The sequence below is a fragment of the Sulfitobacter albidus genome, from assembly GCF_018200035.1.
In the GTDB taxonomy this organism is placed as follows: domain Bacteria; phylum Pseudomonadota; class Alphaproteobacteria; order Rhodobacterales; family Rhodobacteraceae; genus Sulfitobacter; species Sulfitobacter albidus.
This window is the reverse complement of sequence record NZ_CP073581.1, coordinates 1,551,100-1,576,148: the sequence shown is the minus strand read 5'-3', so window position 1 is coordinate 1,576,148 and position 25,049 is coordinate 1,551,100. Positions and strand designations below refer to the sequence as shown.

Genomic DNA, 25,049 nt, shown 5'->3' with positions numbered 1-25,049 from the left:
TTCTTGAAAAACGGTATTCGAGGTCAATTCTGATAAACGCCGGCGACGTTCCCGCTGCCGTTCTGGTCTAGGAATGCGATGTTGGCGTTGCCCATCTGGACAAAGGCTGCCTGATTGCTATCGCCCGCAACCAGCGCCGTAATGGTGTTTGCGTTTCCGGTCTGCGCGGCGGCCATCAGGTTGTCGCTGCCGGTAACAACACCCGAAAAGACATTACCGGCGCCGATCTGCGAAAAGACACCCGGTGTCAGCGCACCGCTTGCGGCAGCGCCGGAGAACGGGCCGCCCGCATTGTTGCGATCCCCGGCGATGGCCAGGCTGAACACGTTGTCGCCAAGCTGTTCGAGATCGGCAAAGTTCAGATTGCCCGTCATTGTCACGGTCGCATCATTGTCACCGCCGGTGCCTGACAGATAGTCTTGGCGCGTACGCAGGGTGTTTGTATCCCCCTCGATGCGGACTTCGAGCATGTTTGTGCCCTGCTGGAAGGCGTAGATCCGGTTGGCATTGCTCAGCCCGATCAGATCGACCTGGGCGATATTGGTGACGATCTGGTCGATGCCGATTTCGTTGTCATCGCCCTCGACCACGGCCATCTGGATGTTGTTTTCGGTGCCGTCCTGGCGAAACCCGATCTGGTTGCGGTTCCCGTTGAGCACGAGGCGGCCCATGTCGTTCATGCGCCCGCCCTGACGCAGGCCAAAGCGGTTGTCGTCCCCGATGATGTCGAGGATGATCTTGTTGCCGTAGATACCGGGATCGACGGTGTCGGCCTCCTGCACGATGGAACTGTCGGCAAGGCTCGGCTCTGCCGCGAAGCCCGACAGCGCCAGACGCCCGTTGTTGGAGCCGAGAATGTTGACATCGATCTCGTTGGGGCCCTCGCGCCCCGTATCGTTCGAGCGTTGTTCGACCCGGTCGATGATGTTGTCGGCGCCGGTCATGGTAACGCTGGCGCGTTGCGCGGCCTCTCCGGACTCCTGCACCTGCCGCACGGCGCGCAACAGGTTGCGGTCCCCGTTCTGCTGGATCACCGTCAGGGCATTGGCCCCGTTGACCACAGAGCCTTCGGAGATCTGCTCAATGCTGCCGACGGCGTTTTCGTCGGAGTTCTGGAGCAGGTCGATGGTGTTGAAGATGCCGGGGGTGTTGCGGCGTCCGATCTGGAGGATGCCGGGCAGTGTCAGGCCGATCGTGTTGTCGGTCCCGGTCTGCGAAATCGTGAGCGCGTTGTAGATGCCATCCTGCAGCATCGGATCTGCGTCCGACCCCGCCAGATTGCGAATGCCGGCCTGCGTGATGATGGCAGAGTTGTCCGATCCGATCTGATTGATCAGCACATCGTTGTCGCGATTGCTTTGCGCTTGCGCCGATGTCGCGGCGAAAGCGCATGATGCGAAGAGGATCACAGATCTGCGGTTCATTTTGGAATTCCCTGCCCGAGGTGTCTTCGTATCATTGGAAAACGGATCCGGGCGGCGCTGGCGCCGCCCGGAAGAAAATCAGCTTACTGGGTGATGCCAGCGCTGTTGGCGTTGCCGGTCTGTGTGAACACGGCCATGTTGCTGTTGCCAAGCTGTGCAACCGCAACCGCGTTGCCGTTACCGCCGACGGTACCGGTGATGGTATTGAGGTTACCCAACGTTGTGGCGCTGCCCTGCTCAAGCGCAAAGGCGTTGTCGTTGCCCGTGATGGACAGTGTTGCCGTGTTGTCGTTGCCCCACTGCGCCACAAGGCCGTTCACGCCACCGACGCCTGCCGCGACGCCGAAGAGACCGCCGGAGGTGGCCCCGTTGTCATCGCCATCAATGGTGACGCCCGCATCGTTCAGATCGCCGATCTGCGAAATGCCGAACGCGTTGTTGTTGCCGTCGTTCAGGATGGTCGCGGCTGCCGTGTTGGTGTTGCCCGCCTGGGACAGACCGACCACGTTGTCGTTACCCGAAATGGCGGCCACTGTGACAACGTTGGAATTCCCAACCTGGTTGACGCCCAGCTGGTTGCTGTTGCCCGAGATCACGATGCTGAGCGCGTCGTTCAGTGCGCCCGACTGGTTGAAGCCGAATTCGTTCGAATTGCCCCCGGCAATCGTGAATTGCAGCTCGTTCTCGGTACCGGACTGGATCGCGCTCGACGTCGCCGCGCCAACCACTGCAAGACCGGTCAGGGCGCCACGGCCGTTGTCGTCACCGGTGATCGAGATGGACAATGTGTTGCCAGCGCTGCCGTCGAACTGGGTGCCCTGGCGCACGGTCGCGATCAGGTTGTTGTTGCCGGTTTGCGAGACGTCCGCGACCTGGCCTGTCCGGCCCGCGGTGGTGCCGTCTGTCGAGCCACTGCGATCTTGTGACACGGAGGTGATTTCGTTTCCGCCGCCCGTCTGCGAGATCGTTGCTGTGTTGCCGGACGCACTTGAGGTCCGTGCGACTTGGTTGAGCGTGCCGATTTCGTTGCCGGATGCAGCGCCGGTGCTGTCCTGAGTGACGGTCGCCGTGCTGCCTGGGCCGCTCTGGTTGAATTGGAACACGCCAGTGCCGCGGTTCACGATGGTGCCTGTACCGATGGCGTTCGCGTCACCGGATTGCACGATGCTGATCGTGTTGCCGAGGGCGGTGAACTGGCCACGCTGTGTGACGACACCGTCCGAACGGCCCGCGTCGTTGTTCGATCCGCCTGTCTGATCGATCAGGGCAGAGTGGTTGCTGCCAAGCTGCTGCAGATACGCTTCGTTGCCATCGGCCATCGCGCCGGACATGGAAAGCGTCAGCGCCGTCGTTGCCGCAAGTGAAATTCTGAAAATAGTCATAGTGTACCTTCTTTAGTTTTGCCCAACCGGGCGGTTTGCAAGTCTTATCCGTCCGGTCGCGCGGGGTGCGCAGCCGACTAGCGAATTCGAAACACTTTCAATTTCTTTGAGAGTGTTATGGCGACTGCGAAATGCAGCCTGAATTGAAGTGGAAACTCTCGGCTATATCACGTCATCCAAAACAGGCTGTTGCGCGTGATTAAGGCGTTGCGAAATTCAACCGATACGTGTAATTCTGGATCCACTCCCGTTTATATGTCTTCGCGCCATATCAATCGGCGCAGTTCTGAAATTGTACTGGCAAAATAAAATGCGCTGCTTTCAGGCATTTGTAACATAACTGGGTGATGGCAATGCGAGCACGCTTAAGGACCCCCCCCGTTTCCTCCGTATCGCAGTGGTGAGCACAAGCACTCCGCACCATCCCCTGAGTTGCATTATTAACAAAATGAAAACGCTTGTTCAAATGTTTTCCAGATTTTGGCCATATTCCTGACTTACTTGTTAAATATTGGAAACAATGGGCGATAATCCGGATGACTTTTTGACTGCCGCACTGGCTCCCCGATCAGTTTTCTACCCTTGCGGGAATATGGGCGCGCGCATTTGTGTCCGACCCGCAACAAATCCCGTCCCGACGCAATGAGTCGTTCTCAGTTTTGCGAATCGGTGATAGGGAATAGCGACTGTTACGATTTCTCTCCGTTCCGCAAAACGCGCTGAACGGTGTTTCACGAAAATCAGTTTTTACATTGAGGATATGATGCAGGGATCATTCTTTCCCGGATTTCGCGGTCTGGCTTTCGTCGTCGGCATGATGACGTTGGCGGCGCAGCCGTCCACCGCGCAGGATCTGGTATATACGCCGACCAACCCGTCGTTTGGCGGAAACGCCCTGAACTCGGGGCATCTGCTGGCAATCGCAAGCGCCCAACGGGACGCGACGGCGCGCGATGCGAACGATGGCAATGGGACGGCCGATGGGGACGGGACGACCGGCAGCGGCACCACCGACGCCGATCTATTCGTGCGCCAGCTCGAAGGGCGGCTGCTGTCCGCGTTGGCGGGCCAGGTGACCGACGCCATCTTCGGAGACACGCCGCAGCAGGGCGGCACGGTGACCTTCGGCACAACGACGGTCGAATTCGCCCGGTCGCTGGACAGTATCACCCTGCTGATTGCGGATTCTCTCGACGGCACCGTGACCGAGATCATCGTGCCACAGTTGGTGACACAATAAATTCAGGGTACGCCCGCGCCGGTATTTGCGCGTGAACGAACGGGCGACAGGAAGAGGTTGAGAGCAGATGTTTTTTCAGGGTCTTACAAAATTGGTGGGCGTCGTCGCTCTCTGTGGTCTGGGGGCCTGCACATCGTTGACGGATCTGACCGTCGGCGAATACGAGGCGAGCTTCAGCCAGATCACCCCGCAGAACCGTGCGTTGCGCGCCGTGCCTGCGCCAAGCCACCGGGTGACGGTGTCGGTCTTTGATTTTCCGGATCTGACCGGGCAGTATAAAGAACCTGCGAACGTGCAATCGCTGTCGCGCGCCGTGACGCAGGGCGGTGCGCCGATCCTGATCAAGGCGCTTCAGGACGCGGGTGAGCGTCGCTGGTTCTCGGTCCTGGACCGCTCAAATCTCGAAGCATTGATCCGCGAGCGCCAGATCGTGACGGAGATGCGCCGCCTGTACCGGGGGGAGCAGAACATCAATCCCGACGCGCTCGCGCCGCTCGATCATTCGGGCATCATCTTGCAGGGGGGCATCATCGGGTATGACAGCAATGTCATGACCGGCGGTTTTGGCGCCCGTTATCTGGGCATCGGGGGCGACCGGCAGTGGAAGCTGGATATCGTCACGGTTTCGCTGCGGGCGATCTCCACCAACTCCGGTGAGGTTCTGGCAAGCGTTGTGGTGCGCAAACCGATCGCCTCGGTGGCGGATCGTGCCTCCATCTTCCGCTACATCGCGCTGGATGAGCTGCTGGAAAGCGAGGGTGGCATCGCGACCAACGAGCCCAAGCAGGTTGCGGTCGAGCAGGCGGTCGAAAAGGCCGTGATGGCGCTCATCGCCGAAGGCAACGAGCTGGGCGTTTGGCATTTCAAGGATGATGCTGCCGGCAAACGCTATATCGCGGATTACCGCGCTCAGAAGTACGACGGCAACATCCCTGCCGCCGCAGGGCGCACGCTGCGCCCGAATACGCAGAACGCGGCGCGCACGGTCAAGACCCGTCCAATTACACGCACGGTCCGGCGTGTCACCCAGCGCAGGCTGGCGCCGCAGCCGCAGCCCGCGCAGGTTGACCGTGCGCCGCTGCCACCCGCGCAGCCTGCCGCGGATGAAGCCGTGGGATGACCGCCCGGGCGAGCTTGCATCCTTTCCAGGACGGGCGGTGTTAACCGCCCGTTTTTTGTTGTGGCAGGGCGGTCCATGATTCGACGTCAAATCAGCACATCCCCTCCTTATTCGCGCCTGTATGTCCGGCGACCCTCATCCGAAAGAAAAATCGGATTTGAGGACAATCGACATGTGGAAATTTGCGACAGCAGCTGTCATCGCCCTGACGGGCGCGGTAGGCGTGACACCCGTGGCCGCGCAGGCCGAAGGGAATGCCGACAACAATCAGATCCAGCTGAGCGGGGACTTTGAGGCAAATACCCTGAGCATTCTTCAGGCACCTGCCTCTGTCGGCAACTCGGTTACCGTGCGGGTGTCGGGCACCAACAACGGGGCGGCGTCGATCAGGTATCAGCCCGACCCCGCATGGTTCGAGGCCAGCGCGCCCGGTATCGTCCGCCAGAGTGGTCGCAAGAATTCTGCCGATCTTGAAATCGCCGGTATTGGCAATCTGTTCGGTATCACCCAGCGCGGTACGCAAAACAGCGTCACCGGGCGCATCAGCGGCACCGGAAATCAGGCCGCGATTTCGCAGACCGGACATTCCAACCGCGCCGTTTTCACACAGACCGGAACCAACAACTTCGTGGCAATTCAACAAAGCATGTGATACCACATTAAGAATTCTTTATTTATGGATTCTACAATGTTTACCAACATGCGCGTTCATACGCTGGGCCTTCTTGCGGCTGCCACGCTGGCCGTCGGGGCCGCCGCGGATGAAAACCGACTTTTCATTCTGCAGGACAGCACGCAAGGATCCGGCCTGGGGAATACCCTTTTTGTGGATCAATCGCTGGCGACGGGGTCGACCATATCGGGCCAGATCAATTCCGATACGGCGGCGGTACAGGCAGGCGGTGGCAACAGCGCCACGATCAACGTCGCCAATACCGGCGGGCAGGTGGCCCTCAACCAGACAACGCTTGGAACCGGCGCCGGGAATTCGGGTGACATCAACATTACCGGTCTCAGCGGGGTGGGCGTGCTCACGCAGCTTGGCCTGAACAACGTCGGTGACATCGACGTGACGGGGGCAGGGGCCTCCGCGCTCCTTGAGCAATTGGGCGATGGAAACATCGGCGCCGTGACGGTGTCGGGCCGCAATGCCACGGGGGAGCTGCGCCAGAACGGCAACAACAATGATACCAGCCTGGATGTGTCGGGGGCCGGTACCACGGTTATCCTGACCCAGACGGGCAATAACATCGTTGCGGCACCGACCGTGGTGTCCAACGGCGGATCCGTCATCATCAATCAAACGTCTCCCTGACATGCGCCGCTGGTCGAGCGGGCCGGCCTGTAGGCCGAATGGCATCCTTTCGGTTGTTGCCGGGGGGTCATGATGTGTGCCTCAGCTGTCCTTGCCGACGGCGACGCGATGGTGATCCCGCAGATCGACATGACACCGCAGGACGGGATCATCGCGGTCGAAGCGCGCGCGCTTGGCATGGGGGCGGGGCGTGTGACGGCAACCCTCACGATTGAGAAATCCGATGGCGGCGGGACCATCAGTACCAGCCAATCGCGCGACATCACCCTCACACAGGGCAGCGATGATCTGGTGGCAAGCACGTCATTCTCGGTACAGCCGGATCTTGCGCTGACGGCAACACTCACCATGGTATCGGACGGGGTCGTTGTGGCCAGCAGTACGGTATCAATCGCGGATAACTGACCACGTCATTCATACTGGAACTTCACATGACCCTTTTTTCACGTCTCTTTTGCATTCTGGCCGTATCGCTCGCGACTGGCACGACAGCGCAGGCGCAATCCCAGCAGGAGCTGATCGACGCGTTTGCGGGGGAGTGGTATATCTTTGATCCCGCCATGCGCGCCGGGGCGGAGGCGTGCAACCTGACGCTCACGGGCACGCCAAAGGAAAGCCTGTATCCTGTCAGTTCCGTCAATTGCGCGGTGCAGTTCAGCAAGATCGACAATTGGAAAATCGTGAACGGGCAGATCCTCTTGATGGCGGGGGAGACGCAGGCCGCGGCATTGGGCGGAAACCAGTTCCGCGTCACCGGTGATCTTGTCGGCAGCCCCCTTGCACTGGTGATCGAGCGCGCGGCAGGCGATGGCAACAGCCAGAAACTGGCGGCGGCGCTGCGGCGGCACAAGTGCTATTATGCAGGCTTTAGCCAGCGCTGCGCCACGCCGGCAGAACTGCGCGCGCCCGAAGTGCCCCAGGACGCCGGATTTACCACGATCGAGACTTTGGCCAATCTCAACACCCGTGCGCAGCCACGTCGTGACGCACCCGCGCTTGGCACTGTCGCGACGGGCACGCAGATCAAGGTCAATCAATGCCTCACGGCAAGCGATGGCCCCTGGTGCCGCGCGCGTGTGGGAGATCAGACAATCTGGCTCGCGATGACCGCGATCCGGCAGGACGAATGGCCGGTGGTGACGTACAAGCAGGTTGCAACTGCGGACGAATAAACCTCGCGCGCACGGGCTTGATCCGCCCCTTTGTCGGGCCCAGGACCTGAGCGGCCGGAAAACCTGCGTCTGTCTTCATTCGGGAGGAAGTGGAGCGGGTAACGAGAATCGAACTCGTAACTAAAGCTTGGGAAGCTGCCGTGATACCTTTTCACCATACCCGCCGCAGGGACCGGAATAATCCGCTTCGGGGCGGAGATCAAGCGGGCGTGCGACGGCTTTCGAAAAATCCTTTCTGCCCGGCGCGTTATCGGTTGCGGCGGCGGGGGAGGCATGTAAACCTCCGGTAGAAACGACTCTATGGATGATGAACGCATGACCAACACCTTGACCAGACTTTGCTTTCCGCTTGCGACCCTTGCGCTGCTCGGCGCCTGTGGCGGCGGGGGCCGCGCGGACGAGCAAACCGCTGCGTTTACCGCGGGCGTGTCGAACGGGCAGGTGACGACCGATTTTGACGGCGAGGTGGTCAGGGGATCAGTGAACGACAGCCGCGTCGGGCTGGTTGCATTCGCGCGCGGTGTGGACGCAACCAGCGGCCAGTTCGTGGCGACCGCCGGGATCGAGGGGACGCCGAACGTCGGTGATGAGGTCGGCAGAGGCACGGTGACCTATGATGCGGAGTATGGGCACGTCGCCGTCTTCAATGTCAGCCGCGGGGAAACGTCGATACAGGGGATCGGCCTTTCGCAAGCGGAGACCGGCACTGCGCGGCTTACTGCGGACTTTAGCGCAGGCACGCTTACCGGATCGGGCACCGGCGGCGGCGCGGCCACGCCTAACGGCATCAGGGTCGACGGGCGCGTGAACGGACAGAGCGTCAGCGGCACGGCCACGGCCACCTATTCGACCGCGACCAGCTTTGCCACACTTGGCAACAGCGACACGATCGATGTGCGCCTTGACGGCGCTATCGGATCGACCGGCGTTATCGCCACCTATGTCGGCAAGACCGAGGACGTTACCATCGCCGGTGGCTTGGTCGGTACCGCCGACTGATCCGGCGCCGTCCTGTGTGGCGTGCGGCGCTCCTGGCGCTTGCTCTCATCCTCGCGCTGCCGGACGGCGTGCGCGCAGAAACCCTTGCCGAGGCGCGGGTGCTTCGTGCGGCAGGCGATTACGAGCGCGCGGTGGAGATCCTGCGCGGTCTGCTGCGCGCGCGGCCCGACGACATCGCGATCCGCGAAGAGCTGGGCTATGCCCTGCTGCTTGACGGCCAGATCCGCGCCGCGCGCTACCAATTCACGCTGCTGGACGAACGGGTCGACGATCCGGCGCTGCGCGCGCTCTACCGTGGTGTGCTACGCCGGATAGATGCCGAGCGGCCGACGAGCGTCTCCCTTATTTTCGAGCTGGAGCCGACGAGCAATCTCAACAACGGCACCGATGCGCGCACGGTGCGGCTCAACGGATTCGGCACGGGTGACGTCACCCCGGAGAGCCGCCGCACCGCCGGCTGGCGCGCGCGCATCGGGCTGCAGGGCTTCGTGCGCCGCCCGCTGGGCACGCAGGGGCGCGTCACGTTCGACTGGCGCGTTCAGCGGGAGATTTTTTCCGAGGTATTCGACCCATCGGACGAGGTCGAACTGGGCCTTGGCTACACCCATACGCCCCATTGGGGGGAATGGGGTGTGCGGGGCGTGGCACTGCACCACGACGGCGATCTTGCGCGCTATCAATACTACGGGATAAGCACCGGGTCCGTTCTGCGGGTCGGTCCAAAGCAGGCCGTTGACGGGCAGCTGACCCTGGCGCGCCTGGATTTCCCGCCCGGTGATGCGCGCGGTGGGCCGCGGGTATCGGTAGAGGCGGGATGGCGATTCTCCCCTGATCCGGCGACATCCTTGCGCTTTGGTGCGCGGGTGGGTCGGGTGCGCAGCGAGCGGATCGGCCTGCGCCACACGGCGGCAGAGGTAAACGCGCAGGTCAGTCGCGCCTTTCGCGGCGGGCTTGAGATCGGGGCAGCGCTTGCCATCGGTCAACGCATCTACGCGCGTGATCTGGGGTTCGGGCGCCGTGATACGATCGCCGATGTCTCTGCCACGCTGGTCAACAGCCGCTATTCGGTGCGCGGCGTGGTGCCCAAGCTGACGTGCAGCCTCGGGCGCACGCGCTCGAACGTGGCGGTGTTCGACACCACGCGCAAAGGCTGCGGCATCAGCCTGTCGCGGCGGTTCTAACCGCGTCTGCGCCGCCGCCCGCCGCGCCCCTCGGCCTCACCGCCAGAATTGAACGTGCGGGTCGGCAAATCGACGATGGAGCGCAGCAGGGGGAAGGGATCGACCGCGTTCGGAATGGCGGAGGCATTGACGAAATGCTCCTGAAAGCGCGGCTCGATCGCGGTTTCGACCTTGTGGATCTGGCGCACGGTTTCCTCGATCTCGGCGCGGGCCTCGCGGTTCAGGAGCGCGATCCGTGCCCCCGTGCCCGCCGCGTTGCCCGCCGACGTCACCTTGTCGAGCGGCACGTCGGGGATCATCCCCAGCACCATCGCGTGCTTGTTCGAGATATGCGCGCCAAAGGCGCCGGCCAGCACAACGCGGTCGACCTTTTCGACACCGAATTTATCCATCAGCAGGCGTGCCCCTGAATAAAGTGCTGCCTTGGCCATCTGGATTTCGCGGATGTCGCGGTTGGTCACGGTGATCTTTGGCCCGCCCAGCGGCGTGCCGTCATAGACCAGATAGCTATAGGTGCGCCCGTCGGCAAAGACCGCCGCCGATCCCGTCTGTTCGGGGGATCCGATGAGGCCGGGTGCGTCGAGGATGCCGTGAATGCGCATCTCGGCCACCATTTCGATGATGCCCGACCCGCAGATGCCCGTGACGCCGGTTTGGGCGATCATCGCCTCGAACCCGTCCTCGTCGGACCACATATCGCAGCCGATCACCTTGAAGCGCGGCAGTTTCGTGGCCGGGTCGATCTCGACCCGCTCGATGGCGCCGGGCGCGGCGCGCTGGCCCGAGCTGATCTGCGCGCCCTCAAACGCAGGGCCGGTGGGCGAGGAGCAGGCCAGCACCTTTTCGCGGTTGCCCAGCAGGATCTCCGCGTTGGTGCCCACATCGACGATAAGCACCAGATCGTCGGAATGGTTGGGATGCTCGGACAGCGCCACGGCGGCCGCGTCCGCGCCCACATGGCCCGCGATACAGGGCAGCAGGTAGACGCGCGCGCTTTCGTGGATGTTGAGATCCAGATCGTCCGCGCGCAGGCGCAGCGCGTTGGACGTGGCCAGCGCAAACGGCGCTTGCCCCAGCTCGAACGGATCAATCCCCAGCAACAGGTGGTGCATGACAGGGTTGCACACAAACACCGCGTCCACGATCAGCGATTTATCGATATTCGCCTCGATCCCGATCTGCGTGAACAGCGCATTCATCCCCTCGCGCACGGCCTGCGTCATTTCAGCCGCGCCGCCCGCGTTCATCATCGAATAGCTGACCCGGCTCATCAGATCCTCGCCAAAGCGGATCTGTGGGTTCATCACGCCCGACGAGGCGATAACCTCACCGGTTTGCAGATCGCACAGATGCGCCGCGATGGTGGTCGAGCCGAGATCAACGGCCAGCCCGTAGATGGTGCCGTCGTAAAAGCCGGGCCAGATGTGCATGATGCGCGGGTTGTTTTCATGGTCCCCGAGGTGAATGGCCACGGTGACCTTCCAGTCCCCTTTGCGCAGCACCGGTTGCATCTCTTGCAGGATGTGCAGATCGGCGGCGACGTTCTCCAACTCCCACTGGTCATGGAGCGCGTCGCGCAGCCGTTCCAGATCGCCCGAGGGGTCGTGCATATCGGGCTCTTTGACTTCGACGTAGTAAAGCTTGGTCGAGGGGTTGATGACGATATCGCGCAGCTCGGCGCGTTTGCGCACGACTTGCCGGTGTACCTGGCTTTCCGCGGGCACGTCGATGACGACATCCTTTTGCACCGTCGCCTGACAGCCCAGACGCCGCCCGGCTTTCAGCCCGCGTTTTTCGTCATAGCGTGCTTCGACCTTGTTCCACGCGCTCAGCGCGTCGGCCTCAACGTGCAGACCGTGCTTGGCAAAATCACCGACGCCCGGCGTGATCTGGCATTTCGAACAGATGCCCCGCCCGCCGCAGACCGAATCCAGATCGACGCCCAGCTGGCGTGCCGCCGTCAGGACGGGCGTGCCCACCGGGAACCGGCCACGCTTGCCGGAGGGGGTGAAGATGACAAGGGGATTTTCGGTCATGATCGGTCCGATTTTATCAGTGTTTCGCGGATCATAGGGGCTTGCACGCCACGCGAAAGGCCGCGCGCGGCAAAAAGCGTCGTTTTGGCGGCATGGGCACCAGAATTTGCAACCGTGCAAGTCGACCGTCGGGATTTCTGCGTGCGGCGCGTGGCCGAGGGTTAGTCGGCGCGCCGGGCGTGGAAGATGAAGCCTAGGAAGTTCAGCAGGATCTGCGCGGCGAGGATCTGGGTGGAGCCTGTGGGGTCGTAGTCGGGCGCGACCTCGACCAGATCCATGCCCACGATCTCGTGGCGCTGCGCCAGCGCCTGCAACAGCTCAAGCACTTCGTAATAGAGGAACCCGCCGTGCGACGGCGTGCCCGTGCCCGGCGCGATCGAGGGGCAGAAGGCGTCGATGTCGAGGGTCACATAAACGCGGGCGTCTTGCGGTATGTGGCTGAGGACGCCCGCCGTCCCGATCTTGCGCGCCTGCCGTACGCTGAGGATGTCCGACCCCATCGCGCGTGCCGCGTCATAGCCCTCCTTTGCGGTCGAGCTGACGTTGCGGATGCCCACTTGCGTCAGGCCGGTCACGTGGTCCTGCTCTGCCGCGCGGCGCATCGGGTTGCCGTGGCCGTGGCGCACGCCGTGGCGTTCATCGACAAAATCAAGATGCGCGTCGATTTGCAGGATGTGAATGTCGCCCTGATCGGCAAAGGCGCGGATGATGGGGATATTTATTGAATGATCGCCGCCGATGACGACGGGCAGGGCGGCGGCATCGAGGGCCGCGCGCACGCCCGTCTCGATATTGGCGTGGCTGGCTTCGGTGTCGGTGTGGATAATGTCCGCATCGCCCATATCGACGATGTTGACGTCGCCGGGCAGGTAGATTGCGTCATCCTCGTGGTCGTAGGCCCCGGCGTGTCCAAAGCTAAAGAGCGTCGAGGCCTCGCGCACCCCGCGCGGCCCGAACCGCGCGCCCGAGCGCCACTGCGTGCCCGCGTCGAAGGGCGCGCCCAGGATCGCCACATCGGCGTCCAGTTTGTCCCAATCGGGCTCGTAAGGACGCTTGCCAAAGGTTGAGATCCCCACGAAAGGCAGATCCAGTCTGCCGCCCTCGTACCCGTGTTTCGCCATGCCGCGCCCTCCTGTTTTGCGCAGCCTTCCGCGACCGCGCGCCGATTGCAAGCGCGCCCTTTCCAAACGCCCCCATCCGTGAGATAGCAGCGTGCCAAATGAAGCTGCCAAGGAGTGCGCCCGATGGAGATTCGTGAGGCCCTGACGTTTGATGATGTGTTGCTGGTGCCTGCCGCCTCATCCGTGCTGCCCTCGACTGCGGATACTCGCACGCGGGTGACCAAATCCATCGCGCTCAACATCCCGCTACTCAGTTCTGCCATGGATACGGTGACTGAGGGGCGCATGGCCATCGCCATGGCGCAGGCGGGCGGCATGGGCGTGGTGCATCGCAACCTCACGGTGGACGAACAGGCCCGCGAAATCCGCCGCGTCAAACGGTTCGAGAGCGGGATCGTCTACAACCCCATCACCCTGCGCGCCGACCAGACGCTGGCGGATGCCAAGGCGCTGCAGGAACGCTACCGCGTGACCGGATTTCCCGTCATTGACGAGAGTGGCCGCGTCGTGGGCATCGTCACCAATCGCGACATGCGCTTTGCCACCTCCGACGATACGCCGGTACGGGTGATGATGACCTCGAACGATCTGGCGATCCTGCACGAACCTGCCGACCGGGACGAGGCGATCAGCCTGATGAAGGCGCGCCGGATCGAGAAACTGCTGGTCACGGACGGGCAGGGCAAGCTTACCGGTCTGTTGACGCTGAAAGACACCGAGCAGGCCGTGCTGAACCCCACCGCCTGCAAGGACGATCTGGGCCGCCTGCGCGTGGCCGCCGCCACAACCGTGGGCGACGCAGGCTTTGAGCGGTCCGAGGCGTTGGTTGACGCGGGCGTCGACATGATCGTGATCGACACGGCGCACGGGCATTCCAAAAGCGTGGGAGAGGCCGTCGAACGGGTCAAGAAGCTGAGCAACGAAGTGCAGGTCGTGGCGGGCAACGTCGCCACCGGCGAGGCCACGCGCGCGCTGATCGGATCGGGGGCGGATGCGGTCAAGGTCGGCATCGGGCCCGGCTCCATCTGTACCACGCGCATGGTGGCGGGCGTCGGCGTGCCACAGCTGACGGCAATCATGGATTGCGCGGCGGCGGCGGGCGAGACGCCGGTGATTGCGGACGGCGGCATCAAGTTCTCGGGCGATTTCGCCAAGGCGATCGCGGCCGGCGCCTCCTGCGCCATGGTCGGCAGCATGATCGCGGGCACCGATGAAAGCCCCGGCGAAGTCATCCTGTACCAGGGCCGCAGCTTCAAAAGCTATCGCGGCATGGGCAGCCTTGGCGCCATGGCCAGCGGCTCCGCCGACCGGTATTTCCAGAAGGACGCGGCAAGCGACAAGCTGGTGCCGGAGGGCATCGAGGGGCAGGTGGCCTATAAAGGCTCCGCCGCGACGGTCGTGCACCAGATGGTCGGAGGCTTGCGCGCCGCGATGGGCTATACCGGCTGCGCCACCGTCGACGAGATGCGTCGCAACTGCACCTTCGTGAAGATCACCGGCGCGGGGCTCAAGGAGAGCCACGTGCACGACGTGCAGATCACGCGCGAATCCCCCAACTACCGGATCGGCTGAGCGTGACCCCCGGAGCGCGCATCGCGGCCGCGATCGAGATCCTCGACGAGATCGTTGCCGGTGCGCCCGCCGAGCAGACGCTGACCCGATGGGCGCGGGGGCACCGCTTTGCCGGGTCCAAGGACCGCGCGGCGATCCGGGATCACGTGTTCGACGTGGTGCGCCGCTGGCGCAGCAGCGCGCATGAGGGCGGGGGGGAGACCGGGCGCGCCCGCATGATCGGCAAGCTGCGACAGGACGGCGCGGCCCTTGCTGAGCTGTTCTCGGGCGTGGGCCACGCGCCAGCCGAACTGACCGATGCGGAGCGTACTGCCCCCACGCATGCGCCTGCCGCCGCCGTTGCGCAGGATCTGCCGGACTGGTTGATGGCGCCCTTTGCCGACAGCCTGGGCGATGCGGCGCAGTCAACGGCGGAGGCACTGAAATCCCGCGCGCCGGTCACCCTGCGCGTCAATACCGCGCGCATCGATCGCGCGACGGTCATCGACCGGCTTGCGCAGGAGGAAATCACCTGTGAAATCAACGCCGTGGCGGCAGGCGCGCTTACCGTCACAGCAAACGAACGGCGCCTGCGCCAGACGGTGCTGTATGCCGACGGGTTGATCGAATTTCAGGACGCGAGCAGTCAGGCGGTCGTTGAGGCCGCACCGGCAGCGGCGCGGGCGCTCGACTATTGCGCTGGCGGTGGCGGCAAGGCCCTGGCGCTGGCGGCGCGGCAGGGCACTGATGTGAGCGCGCACGACAGCGATGCCGCCCGCATGAAGGATTTGCCGGCCAGGGCGGCGCGCGCGGGTGTCACCATCGAATTGCTTGCGCCGGGGACAGCCGCCGACGTCGCCCCTTTTGATCTTGTGCTGGTGGATGCCCCCTGTTCGGGCAGCGGGGCGTGGCGCCGCGCGCCAGAGGGCAAATGGCGCCTGACATCCGACCGATTGGCCGAGCTGACGCAGATACAGGACGAGATCCTCGACATGGCAAGGGGGGCGCTGGCCCCGGCGGAACGCTTGTCTATGCGACCTGTTCGGTCCTCAGGGTCGAGAACGAAGCCCGCATCGAGGCGTTTCTTGCGCGGCATTCAGACTGGCATGCGCCTTTCGTGCGGCGCTACGCCGTCAGCGCAGACTGCGACGGGTTCTTTACCGCGCACTTGACGCGGCGGTAGGAAAGCGGTCAGTCTCGCGTATAGCGGGAAATTTCTGTCGATTTTGGCGGACCGCCGTAGCGCTTAAAGGTTGGTTAACCCTTCATGCCAAGACTGGCGGCAGGGCGAATCCTGTCCGCATGAAAGGGTGTTATGCCAGATCAGTCACTTCTTGCCGCCCGCGGGCGTTTTCCACCCTTGCGGCTTCTGGCGGTCGCTGGGGTTGGGGTGGCTGTGATCGCGCTGGCGCAGATCGCACCGGTTGAGACATCTGTGCCGGGCAGTATCCTGGGGGGCGCTCTGATGGCTTTTGCCGCCCTGCTTGCGATTTTGAGCGGGCGCGCGCGCCCTGCGCCGGCGGCGGCGCAGGTCCTCGACCATGATGGCACGCCGTGCCTGATTGCAGAAGCGGATGGTATCATCAGCTACGCCAATCCCGCGGCCCTTGCGGCGTTTGGGATGCCGGATAATCGCACCGTGTCACAGGCGTTGGGGGATCGCATCGCAAATCCCGGGCCCGTTTTGTTCCGGCTGCAATCCCGGGCCGACTCCGTCGGGTTCGCGCGCGAGGAGATTGTGACCGGCAGCGGCAGCCTGTCCATCAACGTGCATCAGACCGGTGAGAATTTCGTGTGGCGGATCGACGTCAACGCCGCCCCCGCTGCAGGCCAGCTTCCCAGTGACAACCGTATTCTACCGATGATCATGGTCGGGCGCAGCGGGGCGATTTTGTCGATGAACCACGCCGCGCGGCAGTTCGTCGGCGCGCGCAGCAAAACGATCGAGATGGTGTTCACGGATCAGGTCATCGTGCCGGGCACCGTGATGCAGGTCGCCACCACCACTGGCGATAAAGCGGCGCTCATCGCGCAGACGGACGCCGGGGCCGGGCGGCGCGCGATCTATCTGCTGCCCCCGCCCGCCGTTCAGGGAGAGACGGCCTCCGCCGACGGCTGGCCGGTGTTTCAGAATATGCCCATCCCGATGATCAAGATTTCGCCGCAGGGCCAGGTGATGGGTTTCAATGCAAGGGCAAGCGCGCTGATCGGCGTGGCCTTGGTCAATGACGCGAATATCGCCGACCTGATGGAGGGACTCGGCCGCGCGATATCGGACTGGCTCGACGATACGCTGGCCGGGCGCCTCGCGCAGAAATCCGAATTCCTGCGTCTTACCCGGCGCGACCGCGAGACATTCGTGCAAGTGACGCTGAACCGGATCGAAGAGGATGGCGCACCGGCACTTGTGGCGGTGCTGCATGACGCGACTGAACTCAAGACGCTCGAAGCGCAATTCGTGCAAAGCCAGAAAATGCAGGCTATCGGCCAGCTTGCGGGCGGCGTCGCGCATGATTTCAACAATCTGTTGACCGCGATTTCGGGCCATTGCGACCTTTTGCTGCTGCGCCACGATCCCGGCGATGCGAATTACGACGATCTGATCCAGATCAACCAGAACGCCAACCGGGCCGCCTCGCTTGTAGGGCAGCTCCTCGCCTTCTCGCGCAAGCAGACCCTGCGCCCGGAAACGCTCGACATGCGCGACACCCTCGCCGATCTGACCCATCTGCTGAACCGGCTGGTTGGCGAAAAAGTGACCCTGACCCTACGCCATGATCCCGTGCTGCGACCAATCCGTGCGGACAAGCGGCAGCTGGAACAGGTGCTCATGAACCTTGTTGTGAACGCCCGCGACGCGATGCCATCGGGCGGAGAGGTCCGTATCGTAACCGAAGCGGTCACGCTTGATAGCCCGCTGACGCGAGACCGGGTAACGGTGCCGTCGGGGGACTACATCACGATCCGCGTCGAGGATGACGGTGTGGGTATCCCCGGTGATCGGCTGCAGAAGGTGTTCGAACCATTCGTCACCAGCAAACGCACGGGCGAGGGCACCGGCCTCGGTCTGTCGACCGCTTACGGCATCGTCAAGCAGACGGGTGGCTATATCTTTGTCGACAGCGAAGTGGATGTGGGCACGTCCTTTATCCTCTACTTCCCCGTCTACGCACAGCCGCTCCACGACGCCGCTCAGCCAAAAGCGATGGAGCCGGCCAAGGCGGATGGCACGCCGCACGATGGTGGGGTCATCCTGCTCGTCGAGGATGAGGCCCCCGTGCGCGCCTTTGCCAGCCGGGCGCTGCGGCTGCGCGGCTACACGGTGCTGGAGGCCGAGAACGCCGAAGCCGCGCTCAACACGTTGGAGGACCGACAGCTGAAGATCGACTGTTTCGTGACGGATGTGGTTATGCCCGGCATGGATGGGCCAAGTTGGGTGCGTGAAGCCCTAAAGGACCGACCCGATGTCCGCGTTGTCTTTGTCTCTGGCTATGCAGAGGACAGTTTGGGCGAGGCGCAGAAAAAGATACCCAACTCGGTCTTTCTGCCCAAACCCTTCTCGCTCAACGATCTCACTGAAACAGTGAATAAGCAGCTGCATTAATCGCACGGGATACTGTCGTAAAGCGCGAAATCCTCGCTGAATTTGCGGCGAAATCGGGTTTCGACATCCGCCGACAGGGGTGTGTCGAGCCGGGGAGAGACATTCTCTTGCGCAAGCTCAAGCGGGACCGCAAGACGATCGCGCAAAAACTGCTGTAGTCGCGGCTGGTCCTCGTAGCGGAATAGATGGGTGATTCCCGTGCCGTTGGGCTGGCGCTCCAGGAACTTCAGTTGGCTGCCGACGTCGGCAAATCCGGGACGCTTGCCCTTCATGTAGGCCAGCACAAATTCATCGAAACTCACGTCATGGGTGCTGTTGGGCTTGCCTTGCATGAACGGGCGGCGGCGGTAGCGATACCAGCTGCTGAGCCAGCTCACAGGCTCGCGCATCACCGCCATCAGCTCCATCTCGGCGTTGCAGACGTTTGCGAACATCGGGCGGATGAAACGATTGTAGCGATAGACCGGCGCGTGCTTGAGAAGGGGCGGATCGCTGATCACCAGATCCGCGCGGTCGCGCAGCGCCGTATGATAGGCCGTCGTGCCGGTTTTTGGCACCGACAGGAACGCGAGACGTTCGGCAAAAAAGACAAGCACGCGGGCGGCTCCGTTCAAGAATTCTATCCGGGCAGTGAAGCATAAACCTTTCCTTAACCAAAAGAGACAAATGATGAGAAAGGACGATTTTGATTGAAATGTTCTCTTTTTGATCTCATAAGAACATTAACGGAACACCCACGCCCGGGCAAAGCGGCGATTGCCGCCGCCACGCCCCTGTGACAGTAAGGGAAGAACCCAATGGCAACGGCAGATCTTTTGAGCATGGATAAGAAAACGGCAGACAAGCAAAAGGCGCTCGACAGCGCGCTTGCGCAGATTGAGCGGCAGTTCGGCAAGGGCTCGATCATGAAGCTTGGCGATGAAGGGGCGATGCAGGACATCAAGGCGTCCTCCACCGGCTCGCTGGGTCTGGATATCGCGCTGGGGATCGGTGGTTTGCCGATGGGCCGGATCATCGAGATCTACGGCCCCGAATCCTCGGGCAAAACCACGCTGACGCTGCATTGCGTGGCCGAGCAACAAAAGCAGGGCGGGGTTTGCGCCTTTGTCGACGCCGAGCACGCGCTTGATCCGCAATACGCGCGCAAGCTGGGCGTGGACATCGACGAGCTGCTGATTTCGCAGCCAGACACGGGCGAGCAGGCGCTGGAGATTACCGATACGCTCGTGCGTTCGGGCGCGGTCAACATGGTCATCGTCGATTCGGTTGCGGCACTGACACCAAAGTCAGAGCTTGAAGGCGAGATGGGCGACAGCTCCGTCGGCGTGCAGGCGCGTTTGATGAGCAAAGCGATGCGCAAGCTCACCGGCTCGATCAGCCGCTCGAACTGTATGGTGATCTTCATCAACCAGATCCGCATGAAGATCGGCGTCATGTTTGGCTCGCCCGAGACGACGACCGGCGGCAACGCGCTGAAGTTCTACAGCTCCGTGCGTCTGGATATCCGCCGCATCGGCGCGCTGAAGGACCGCGACGAGGTTGTGGGCAACCAGACCCGTGTGAAGGTCGTCAAGAACAAGGTCGCACCACCGTTCAAGCAGGTTGAATTCGACATCATGTACGGCGAGGGCATCTCCAAGATGGGGGAGCTTTTGGACATGGGCGTGAAGGCCGGGATCGTTGACAAATCCGGCAGCTGGTTCTCCTACGGGGATGAGCGGATCGGGCAGGGGCGTGAGAACGCCAAAACCTTCCTGCGCGAAAACGAGGCGATGGCTCACGAGATCGAGGACAAGATCCGCGCGGCCCACGGGCTTGATTTCGACGGCTCGGATGAGATGGACGATCCGGATATCCTCGAAGGATAAGCACCCGCAGACGGGAACTGCCTAAATCCCCCGGCGCGCTGCGGCGTGTCGAGAATACCTGGAAAAGGGTGTCGGTCGCAGGATCGGCACCCTTTTTCCGTGCCGCCCTGTGGACAGGCCCGCGCGCCGCAGCTATCTGAAACGGGCGCAAAACGTGCCCAAAAAAGGACGCCCCATGCAGACGCTCAACGACATCCGCTCGACCTTCCTGTCGTATTTTGGCGACCACGGCCACGCGATCGTGCCCTCCAGCCCGCTGGTGCCGCGCAACGATCCGACGCTGATGTTCACGGCGGCGGGCATGGTGCAGTTCAAGAACCTCTTTACCGGGGTCGAGACGCGTGACTACTCCCGCGCTACCACAGCGCAGAAATGCGTGCGCGCAGGCGGCAAGCACAACGATCTGGACAACGTCGGCTACACCGCGCGCCACCACACGTTTTTCGAGATGCTCGGCAATTTCAGCTTTGGCGATTACTTCAAAGAGGACGCCATCCCGCTGGCCTGGGATCTGCTGACCAAAGGGTTCGGCATCGACGCGTCCAAGCTGCTGGTGACGGTCTATCATACTGATGATGAGGCGGTGGAGATCTGGAAGCGGCACGCGGGGCTGAGCGACGATCGCATCATCCGCATCGCCACGGACGATAACTTCTGGTCCGCAGGCCCCACGGGCCCGTGCGGGCCGTGCACCGAGATTTTCTACGATCACGGCGACCACATCTGGGGCGGTCCTCCCGGCTCCCCCGAGGAAGACGGCGACCGCTTTGTCGAGATCTGGAACCTCGTTTTCATGCAGTACGAGCAGTTCGAGGACGGCACGCGTCGCGATTTGCCGAACAAATCCATCGATACCGGCATGGGCATCGAGCGTGTCGCGGCGCTGTTGCAGGGGACCAACGACAATTACGCCACGGACCTGATGCGCAGCCTGATCGAGGCGTCGGCGAATGCCACCAGCACCGATCCCGATGGGCCGGGAAAGACGCACCACCGGGTGATTGCGGATCACCTGCGCTCGACCTCGTTCCTGATGGCGGACGGCGTGATGCCCAGCAACGATGGGCGCGGCTACGTGCTGCGCCGGATCATGCGCCGCGCGATGCGTCATGCGCATCTGCTGGGCGCGCAGGATCCGCTGATGCACCGTCTGGTGCCAGCGCTCGTCGGCCAGATGGGTGCGGCCTATCCCGAACTGGGACAAGCGCAGCGCATGATCGAACAGACGCTGTTACAAGAGGAAACACGCTTCCGCCAGACACTCGATCGCGGGCTGAAGCTGCTCGACGAAGAGGTTTCAGGCTTGGATGAGGGCGCAGTGCTGCCCGGGGCGGCGGCGTTCAAGCTTTATGACACCTACGGCTTCCCGCTGGATCTGACGCAGGACGCGCTGCGCGAAAAGGGGCGCAGCGTGGATACCGATGGGTTCGACGCGGCCATGGCCGAGCAAAAGGCCAAGGCGCGCGCGGCGTGGTCAGGCTCGGGCGAGGCGGCGGATGCGACCGTGTGGTTCGACGTGGCCGAGGCCGATGGCGTCACCGATTTTCTGGGCTACGAGACCGAGACGGCGGAGGGCAAGATTGTCGCCCTTGTGCGGGAGGGGGCCAAGGTCGAGGCAGCGGGTGAGGGGGACAGCGTGCAGATCGCGCTGAACCAGACACCATTTTACGCCGAAAGCGGCGGGCAGGTCGGCGACAGCGGGGTGATCCGCACGGCCTCCGGCACGGCGCGCGTGACCGATACACGCAAGGCGGCGGGCGTGTTCATTCACTTTGCGACCGTCGAAAAGGGGAGCGTTTCCAACGGGGAAGCCGCCGTTCTTGAAGTAGATCACGCGCGGCGCACGGCGATCCGGGCGAACCATTCGGCCACGCATCTGCTGCACGAGGCGCTGCGTCACGCGCTTGGCGATCACGTCGCGCAACGCGGCTCGCTCAATGCCGAGGATCGTTTGCGCTTTGATTTCAGCCACAACGAGGCGGTGAGCCTCGCGGATATCGCGGCGGTCGAGGCCGAGGTGAACGCCTACATCCGCCAGAACACACCCGTTGAGACCCGGATCATGACGCCCGACGACGCGCGCGGGCTTGGTGCGCAGGCGCTGTTCGGGGAGAAATACGGCGACGAGGTGCGCGTGGTGTCGATGGGTATGCAGGACGGCTCCGGCAAGGGAACCGATGGCAACACCTATTCGCTGGAGCTGTGCGGCGGCACCCACGTGCGGCGCACGGGCGATATCGGCGCGTTTGTGGTGCTGGGCGATAGTGCCAGCAGCGCGGGCGTGCGCCGGATGGAGGCGCTGACCGGCGAGGCCGCGATGGCCTATCTGCGCGGACAGGATCAACGACTGGCGCAGGTCGCGCTTGAGATGAAGGCCCCGGTGGCAGAGGTGCCCGCCCGTGTGCGCGCGCTGATGGACGAACGCCGCAGTCTCGCCAATGAGGTTGCGCAACTGCGGCGTGAACTGGCGATGGCCGGAGGTGCGGCAACCGCGCCCGAAGCCAAGGAGATCAACGGTGTGAAGTTCCACGCGCAGGTGTTGACCGGCGTGACGGGCAAGGATTTGCCGAGCCTCATCGACGAGCACAAGGCGCGGCTTGGCTCCGGCGCGGTGCTGTTGATCGCGGACACGGGCGGCAAGGCCGCCGTGGCGGCTGGCGTGACCGAGGATGCGACCGGCAGCGTTTCTGCCGTGGATCTGGTGCGCGCGGCTGTGGCCGAATTGGGCGGCAAGGGTGGCGGTGGTCGCCCCGACATGGCACAGGGCGGTGGCGCGAGTGCCGACAATGCCGAGGCCGCGATTGCAGCCGCCGAAACCGTTTTGAAAGGATAGACAATGCCCGCACTTTGGATTGCCCATGTCACCGTCACGGATGAAGAGGCGTACAAGAAATACGCCGCCGGGGCGACCATCGCCATTGCCGAGCACGGGGGCGAATTCATCGCCCGCGGCGGTCGGTTCGTGCAGCTTGAGGGCAAGGAGCGCCCGCGCAACGTCGTCGCACGCTTTCCGGACGTCGAGACCGCCGAGCGGTGCTATCATTCCGACGCCTATCAGTCCGCGCTCGCGCACGCGCGCGGCGCGTCGGAGCGGGAATTGCTGATCGTAGAGACGACTGAGTAACAAAAAACGGCGCCCCGGGAGGCGCCGTTTTTCATTCAGCTGGCTTTTGCCATCCGCTTGCGCTCGTGCGGATCGAGGTAGCGCTTGCGCAGGCGCACGGCGTTTGGCGTGACCTCGACCAATTCGTCGTCGTCGATATAGGCGATGGCTTCTTCCAGCGACAGCGACATGGGCGTGGTCAACCGGACCGCCTCATCGGTGCCAGAGGCCCGCACGTTCGTCAGCTTTTTGCCCTTCAGCGGGTTCACTTCCAGATCGTTCTCACGGCTGTGCTCACCGATGATCATGCCGGTGTAGACGTCGGCCTGTGCGCCGATCATCATCTTGCCGCGCTCTTCGAGGTTCCACAGGGCGTAGGCGACCGAGGTGCCGTTCTCCATCGAGATCAGAACGCCCGCGCGACGGCCCGGGATCGGACCCTTGTGCGGTGCCCAGTCGTGGAACACGCGGTTGAGAACACCCGTGCCGCGCGTGTCGGTCAGGAATTCACCGTGGTAGCCGATCAGCCCGCGCGAGGGCACATGGGCCACGATGCGGGTCTTGCCAGCGCCTGCGGGTTTCATCTCCACCAGCTCCCCGCGCCGGGTGCCTGTCAGCTTTTCGATCACCGCGCCGGAGTATTCGTCGTCGACGTCGATGGTGGCTTCTTCGATGGGCTCATGGCGCACACCGTCGATTTCCCGAAACAACACCTGCGGGCGCGAAATGCTCAGCTCGAACCCCTCGCGGCGCATGTTTTCGATCAGAACGCCCATCTGCAATTCGCCACGACCCGCGACCTCAAAGGCCTCGCCGCCCGGAGTATCGGTGATCTTGATCGCGACATTCGATTCCGCCTCTTTGTGCAGACGCTCGCGGATGACGCGGGACTGCACCTTTTTGCCGTCACGACCCGCCAGCGGGCTGTCGTTGATGCCAAAGGTGACGGTGATGGTGGGCGGATCGATGGGCTGCGCCGGGATCGCCTCTGACACGGATTGATCGGCGAGCGTGTCGGCCACGGTCGCCTTGGTCATACCGGCGATCGAGACGATGTCACCCGCTTCGGCCACGTCGATCGTGGTTTGCTCAAGCCCTCGGAAGGCCATGATCTTGGTCGCGCGGAAATTCTCGATCAGGGTGCCGTCGCGCGACATCGCCTTGATCGTCTGCCCTGCCTTGAGGCTCCCGGTCTCGACCCGGCCCGTGAGCATCCGGCCCAGAAACGGATCGGCGCCCAGCGTGGTGGCCAGCATGGTGAAGGGCTCGTCGCGTTTTGCGATCTGCGCGGGCGCGGGCACATGCTCGATGATCAGCTCGAAGAGCGCGTTCAGATCCTTGCGCGGGCCGTCCAGTTCCATATCCGCCCAGCCCGACCGGCCGGAGGCATACATCGTCGGGAAATCAAGCTGCTCGTCCGTGGCATCGAGGTTGGCGAAGAGATCAAAACATTCGTCCAGCGCGCGGTCGGGCTCGCCATCGGGTTTGTCGACCTTGTTGATGACCACGATGGGGCGCAGGCCGAGTTTCAGCGCCTTGGAGGTTACGAATTTGGTCTGTGGCATCGGCCCTTCGGCAGCGTCCACCAGCAGTACCACACCGTCGACCATCGACAGGATCCGCTCCACCTCACCGCCGAAATCGGCGTGGCCGGGGGTGTCGACGATGTTGATGCGGGTGCCTTTCCATTCGACGGATGTGGGCTTGGCAAAGATCGTGATGCCGCGCTCGCGCTCCAGATCGTTGCTGTCCATGGCCCGTTCGGTCGTGGCCTGGTTTTCGCGGTAGGTGCCGGATTGTTTGAGCAGCTCGTCCACCAGTGTCGTCTTGCCGTGGTCGACGTGTGCAATGATTGCGATGTTTCGCAGGTCCATGGGAATGCCTTGTCTCGGAGGGAGGGTTGCGCGCGCTCTACCGTGCGGCGCGCGCAAAG

Annotated in this window: 19 protein-coding genes, 1 tRNA gene and 1 pseudogene; 14 read left to right on the top strand and 7 right to left on the bottom strand. The window is 63.1% G+C overall.

The window, feature by feature from the left end; all coding sequences use genetic code 11:
- Nucleotides 1-23: 23 nt before the first annotated feature.
- Nucleotides 24-1,424, bottom strand: a complete 1,401-nt coding sequence (locus KDD17_RS07510; protein WP_212705973.1) for a hypothetical protein — start codon at nt 1,422-1,424, stop codon at nt 24-26.
- 83 nt (nt 1,425-1,507) lie between these two features.
- Complete coding sequence (locus KDD17_RS07505; protein WP_212705972.1) at nt 1,508-2,806, bottom strand: beta strand repeat-containing protein; 1,299 nt, start codon at nt 2,804-2,806, stop codon at nt 1,508-1,510.
- 763 nt (nt 2,807-3,569) lie between these two features.
- Here KDD17_RS07505 and KDD17_RS07500 point away from each other — a divergent pair.
- The 6 genes from KDD17_RS07500 to KDD17_RS07475 all read left to right on the top strand — a co-directional run bounded on the left by KDD17_RS07500 (nt 3,570) and on the right by KDD17_RS07475 (nt 7,653).
- The gene (locus KDD17_RS07500; protein ID WP_212705971.1) at nt 3,570-4,046 is read left to right on the top strand and encodes a curli assembly protein CsgF; all 477 of its coding nucleotides are present in this window, start codon (nt 3,570-3,572) and stop codon (nt 4,044-4,046) included.
- A 94-nt stretch (nt 4,047-4,140) separates the two neighbouring features.
- Nucleotides 4,141-5,166 (top strand): CsgG/HfaB family protein, encoded by a 1,026-nt coding sequence (locus KDD17_RS07495; RefSeq protein ID WP_212705970.1) that lies wholly within the window; start codon nt 4,141-4,143, stop codon nt 5,164-5,166.
- A 232-nt stretch (nt 5,167-5,398) separates the two neighbouring features.
- A complete protein-coding gene (locus KDD17_RS07490; protein ID WP_212705969.1) occupies nt 5,399-5,818 on the top strand; it encodes a hypothetical protein in 420 nt (139 codons plus the stop codon).
- A 36-nt stretch (nt 5,819-5,854) separates the two neighbouring features.
- A complete protein-coding gene (locus KDD17_RS07485; protein WP_212705968.1) occupies nt 5,855-6,481 on the top strand; it encodes a hypothetical protein in 627 nt (208 codons plus the stop codon).
- A gap of 72 nt (nt 6,482-6,553) precedes the next feature.
- Nucleotides 6,554-6,886, top strand: coding sequence for a curli-like amyloid fiber formation chaperone CsgH (csgH, locus tag KDD17_RS07480; RefSeq protein ID WP_212705967.1), 333 nt, complete (start codon nt 6,554-6,556; stop codon nt 6,884-6,886).
- A gap of 26 nt (nt 6,887-6,912) precedes the next feature.
- A complete protein-coding gene (locus KDD17_RS07475; protein ID WP_212705966.1) occupies nt 6,913-7,653 on the top strand; it encodes an SH3 domain-containing protein in 741 nt (246 codons plus the stop codon).
- 90 nt (nt 7,654-7,743) lie between these two features.
- On the opposite strand, the gene KDD17_RS07470 is transcribed toward KDD17_RS07475, so the two are convergent.
- Nucleotides 7,744-7,817, bottom strand: a tRNA-Gly gene (locus KDD17_RS07470).
- A gap of 151 nt (nt 7,818-7,968) precedes the next feature.
- Here KDD17_RS07470 and KDD17_RS07465 point away from each other — a divergent pair.
- Both KDD17_RS07465 and KDD17_RS07460 read left to right on the top strand, forming a co-directional pair.
- Nucleotides 7,969-8,652: a transferrin-binding protein-like solute binding protein gene (locus KDD17_RS07465; protein ID WP_212705965.1), complete on the top strand. Its 684-nt coding sequence runs from the start codon at nt 7,969-7,971 to the stop codon at nt 8,650-8,652.
- A gap of 68 nt (nt 8,653-8,720) precedes the next feature.
- The gene (locus tag KDD17_RS07460) at nt 8,721-9,833 is read left to right on the top strand and encodes a surface lipoprotein assembly modifier (protein WP_212705964.1); all 1,113 of its coding nucleotides are present in this window, start codon (nt 8,721-8,723) and stop codon (nt 9,831-9,833) included.
- Here KDD17_RS07460 and KDD17_RS07455 read toward each other — a convergent pair.
- On the bottom strand, nt 9,830-11,869 hold the full coding sequence (locus KDD17_RS07455; RefSeq protein WP_212705963.1) for an ASKHA domain-containing protein: 2,040 nt from the start codon (nt 11,867-11,869) through the stop codon (nt 9,830-9,832). The genes KDD17_RS07460 and KDD17_RS07455 overlap by 4 nt on opposite strands.
- A 161-nt stretch (nt 11,870-12,030) precedes the next feature.
- A complete protein-coding gene (gene speB, locus KDD17_RS07450; RefSeq protein ID WP_212705962.1) occupies nt 12,031-12,990 on the bottom strand; it encodes an agmatinase in 960 nt (319 codons plus the stop codon).
- A gap of 123 nt (nt 12,991-13,113) precedes the next feature.
- Here speB and guaB point away from each other — a divergent pair, with 123 nt between their 5' ends.
- From guaB to KDD17_RS07435, 3 genes and pseudogenes are all read left to right on the top strand, one after another.
- Nucleotides 13,114-14,562: an IMP dehydrogenase gene (gene guaB, locus KDD17_RS07445; RefSeq protein ID WP_212705961.1), complete on the top strand. Its 1,449-nt coding sequence runs from the start codon at nt 13,114-13,116 to the stop codon at nt 14,560-14,562.
- A gap of 2 nt (nt 14,563-14,564) precedes the next feature.
- Nucleotides 14,565-15,724 (top strand): annotated as a pseudogene (locus KDD17_RS19225) (RsmB/NOP family class I SAM-dependent RNA methyltransferase).
- Between the two features lie 132 nt (nt 15,725-15,856).
- Nucleotides 15,857-18,145 carry a hybrid sensor histidine kinase/response regulator gene (locus KDD17_RS07435; protein ID WP_212705960.1) on the top strand — a complete coding sequence of 763 codons (2,289 nt, stop codon included), beginning with the start codon at nt 15,857-15,859 and terminating at the stop codon, nt 18,143-18,145.
- On the opposite strand, the gene KDD17_RS07430 is transcribed toward KDD17_RS07435, so the two are convergent.
- Nucleotides 18,142-18,741, bottom strand: coding sequence for a gamma-glutamyl kinase (locus KDD17_RS07430; RefSeq protein WP_212705959.1), 600 nt, complete (start codon nt 18,739-18,741; stop codon nt 18,142-18,144). The two genes, KDD17_RS07435 and KDD17_RS07430, sit on opposite strands and share 4 nt — an antisense overlap.
- A 201-nt stretch (nt 18,742-18,942) precedes the next feature.
- On the opposite strand from KDD17_RS07430, the gene recA reads away from it, so the two are divergent.
- From recA to KDD17_RS07415, 3 genes are all read left to right on the top strand, one after another.
- Nucleotides 18,943-20,013 carry a recombinase RecA gene (recA, locus tag KDD17_RS07425; protein WP_212705958.1) on the top strand — a complete coding sequence of 357 codons (1,071 nt, stop codon included), beginning with the start codon at nt 18,943-18,945 and terminating at the stop codon, nt 20,011-20,013.
- Between the two features lie 175 nt (nt 20,014-20,188).
- Nucleotides 20,189-22,846 carry an alanine--tRNA ligase gene (gene alaS, locus KDD17_RS07420; RefSeq protein WP_212705957.1) on the top strand — a complete coding sequence of 886 codons (2,658 nt, stop codon included), beginning with the start codon at nt 20,189-20,191 and terminating at the stop codon, nt 22,844-22,846.
- A 3-nt stretch (nt 22,847-22,849) separates the two neighbouring features.
- Entirely contained in the window at nt 22,850-23,137 is a 288-nt protein-coding gene (locus KDD17_RS07415) for a DUF1330 domain-containing protein (RefSeq protein WP_212705956.1), read from the top strand.
- A 35-nt stretch (nt 23,138-23,172) separates the two neighbouring features.
- On the opposite strand, the gene typA is transcribed toward KDD17_RS07415, so the two are convergent.
- A complete protein-coding gene (gene typA / locus KDD17_RS07410) occupies nt 23,173-24,990 on the bottom strand; it encodes a translational GTPase TypA (protein ID WP_212705955.1) in 1,818 nt (605 codons plus the stop codon).
- Nucleotides 24,991-25,049 lie beyond the last annotated feature (59 nt).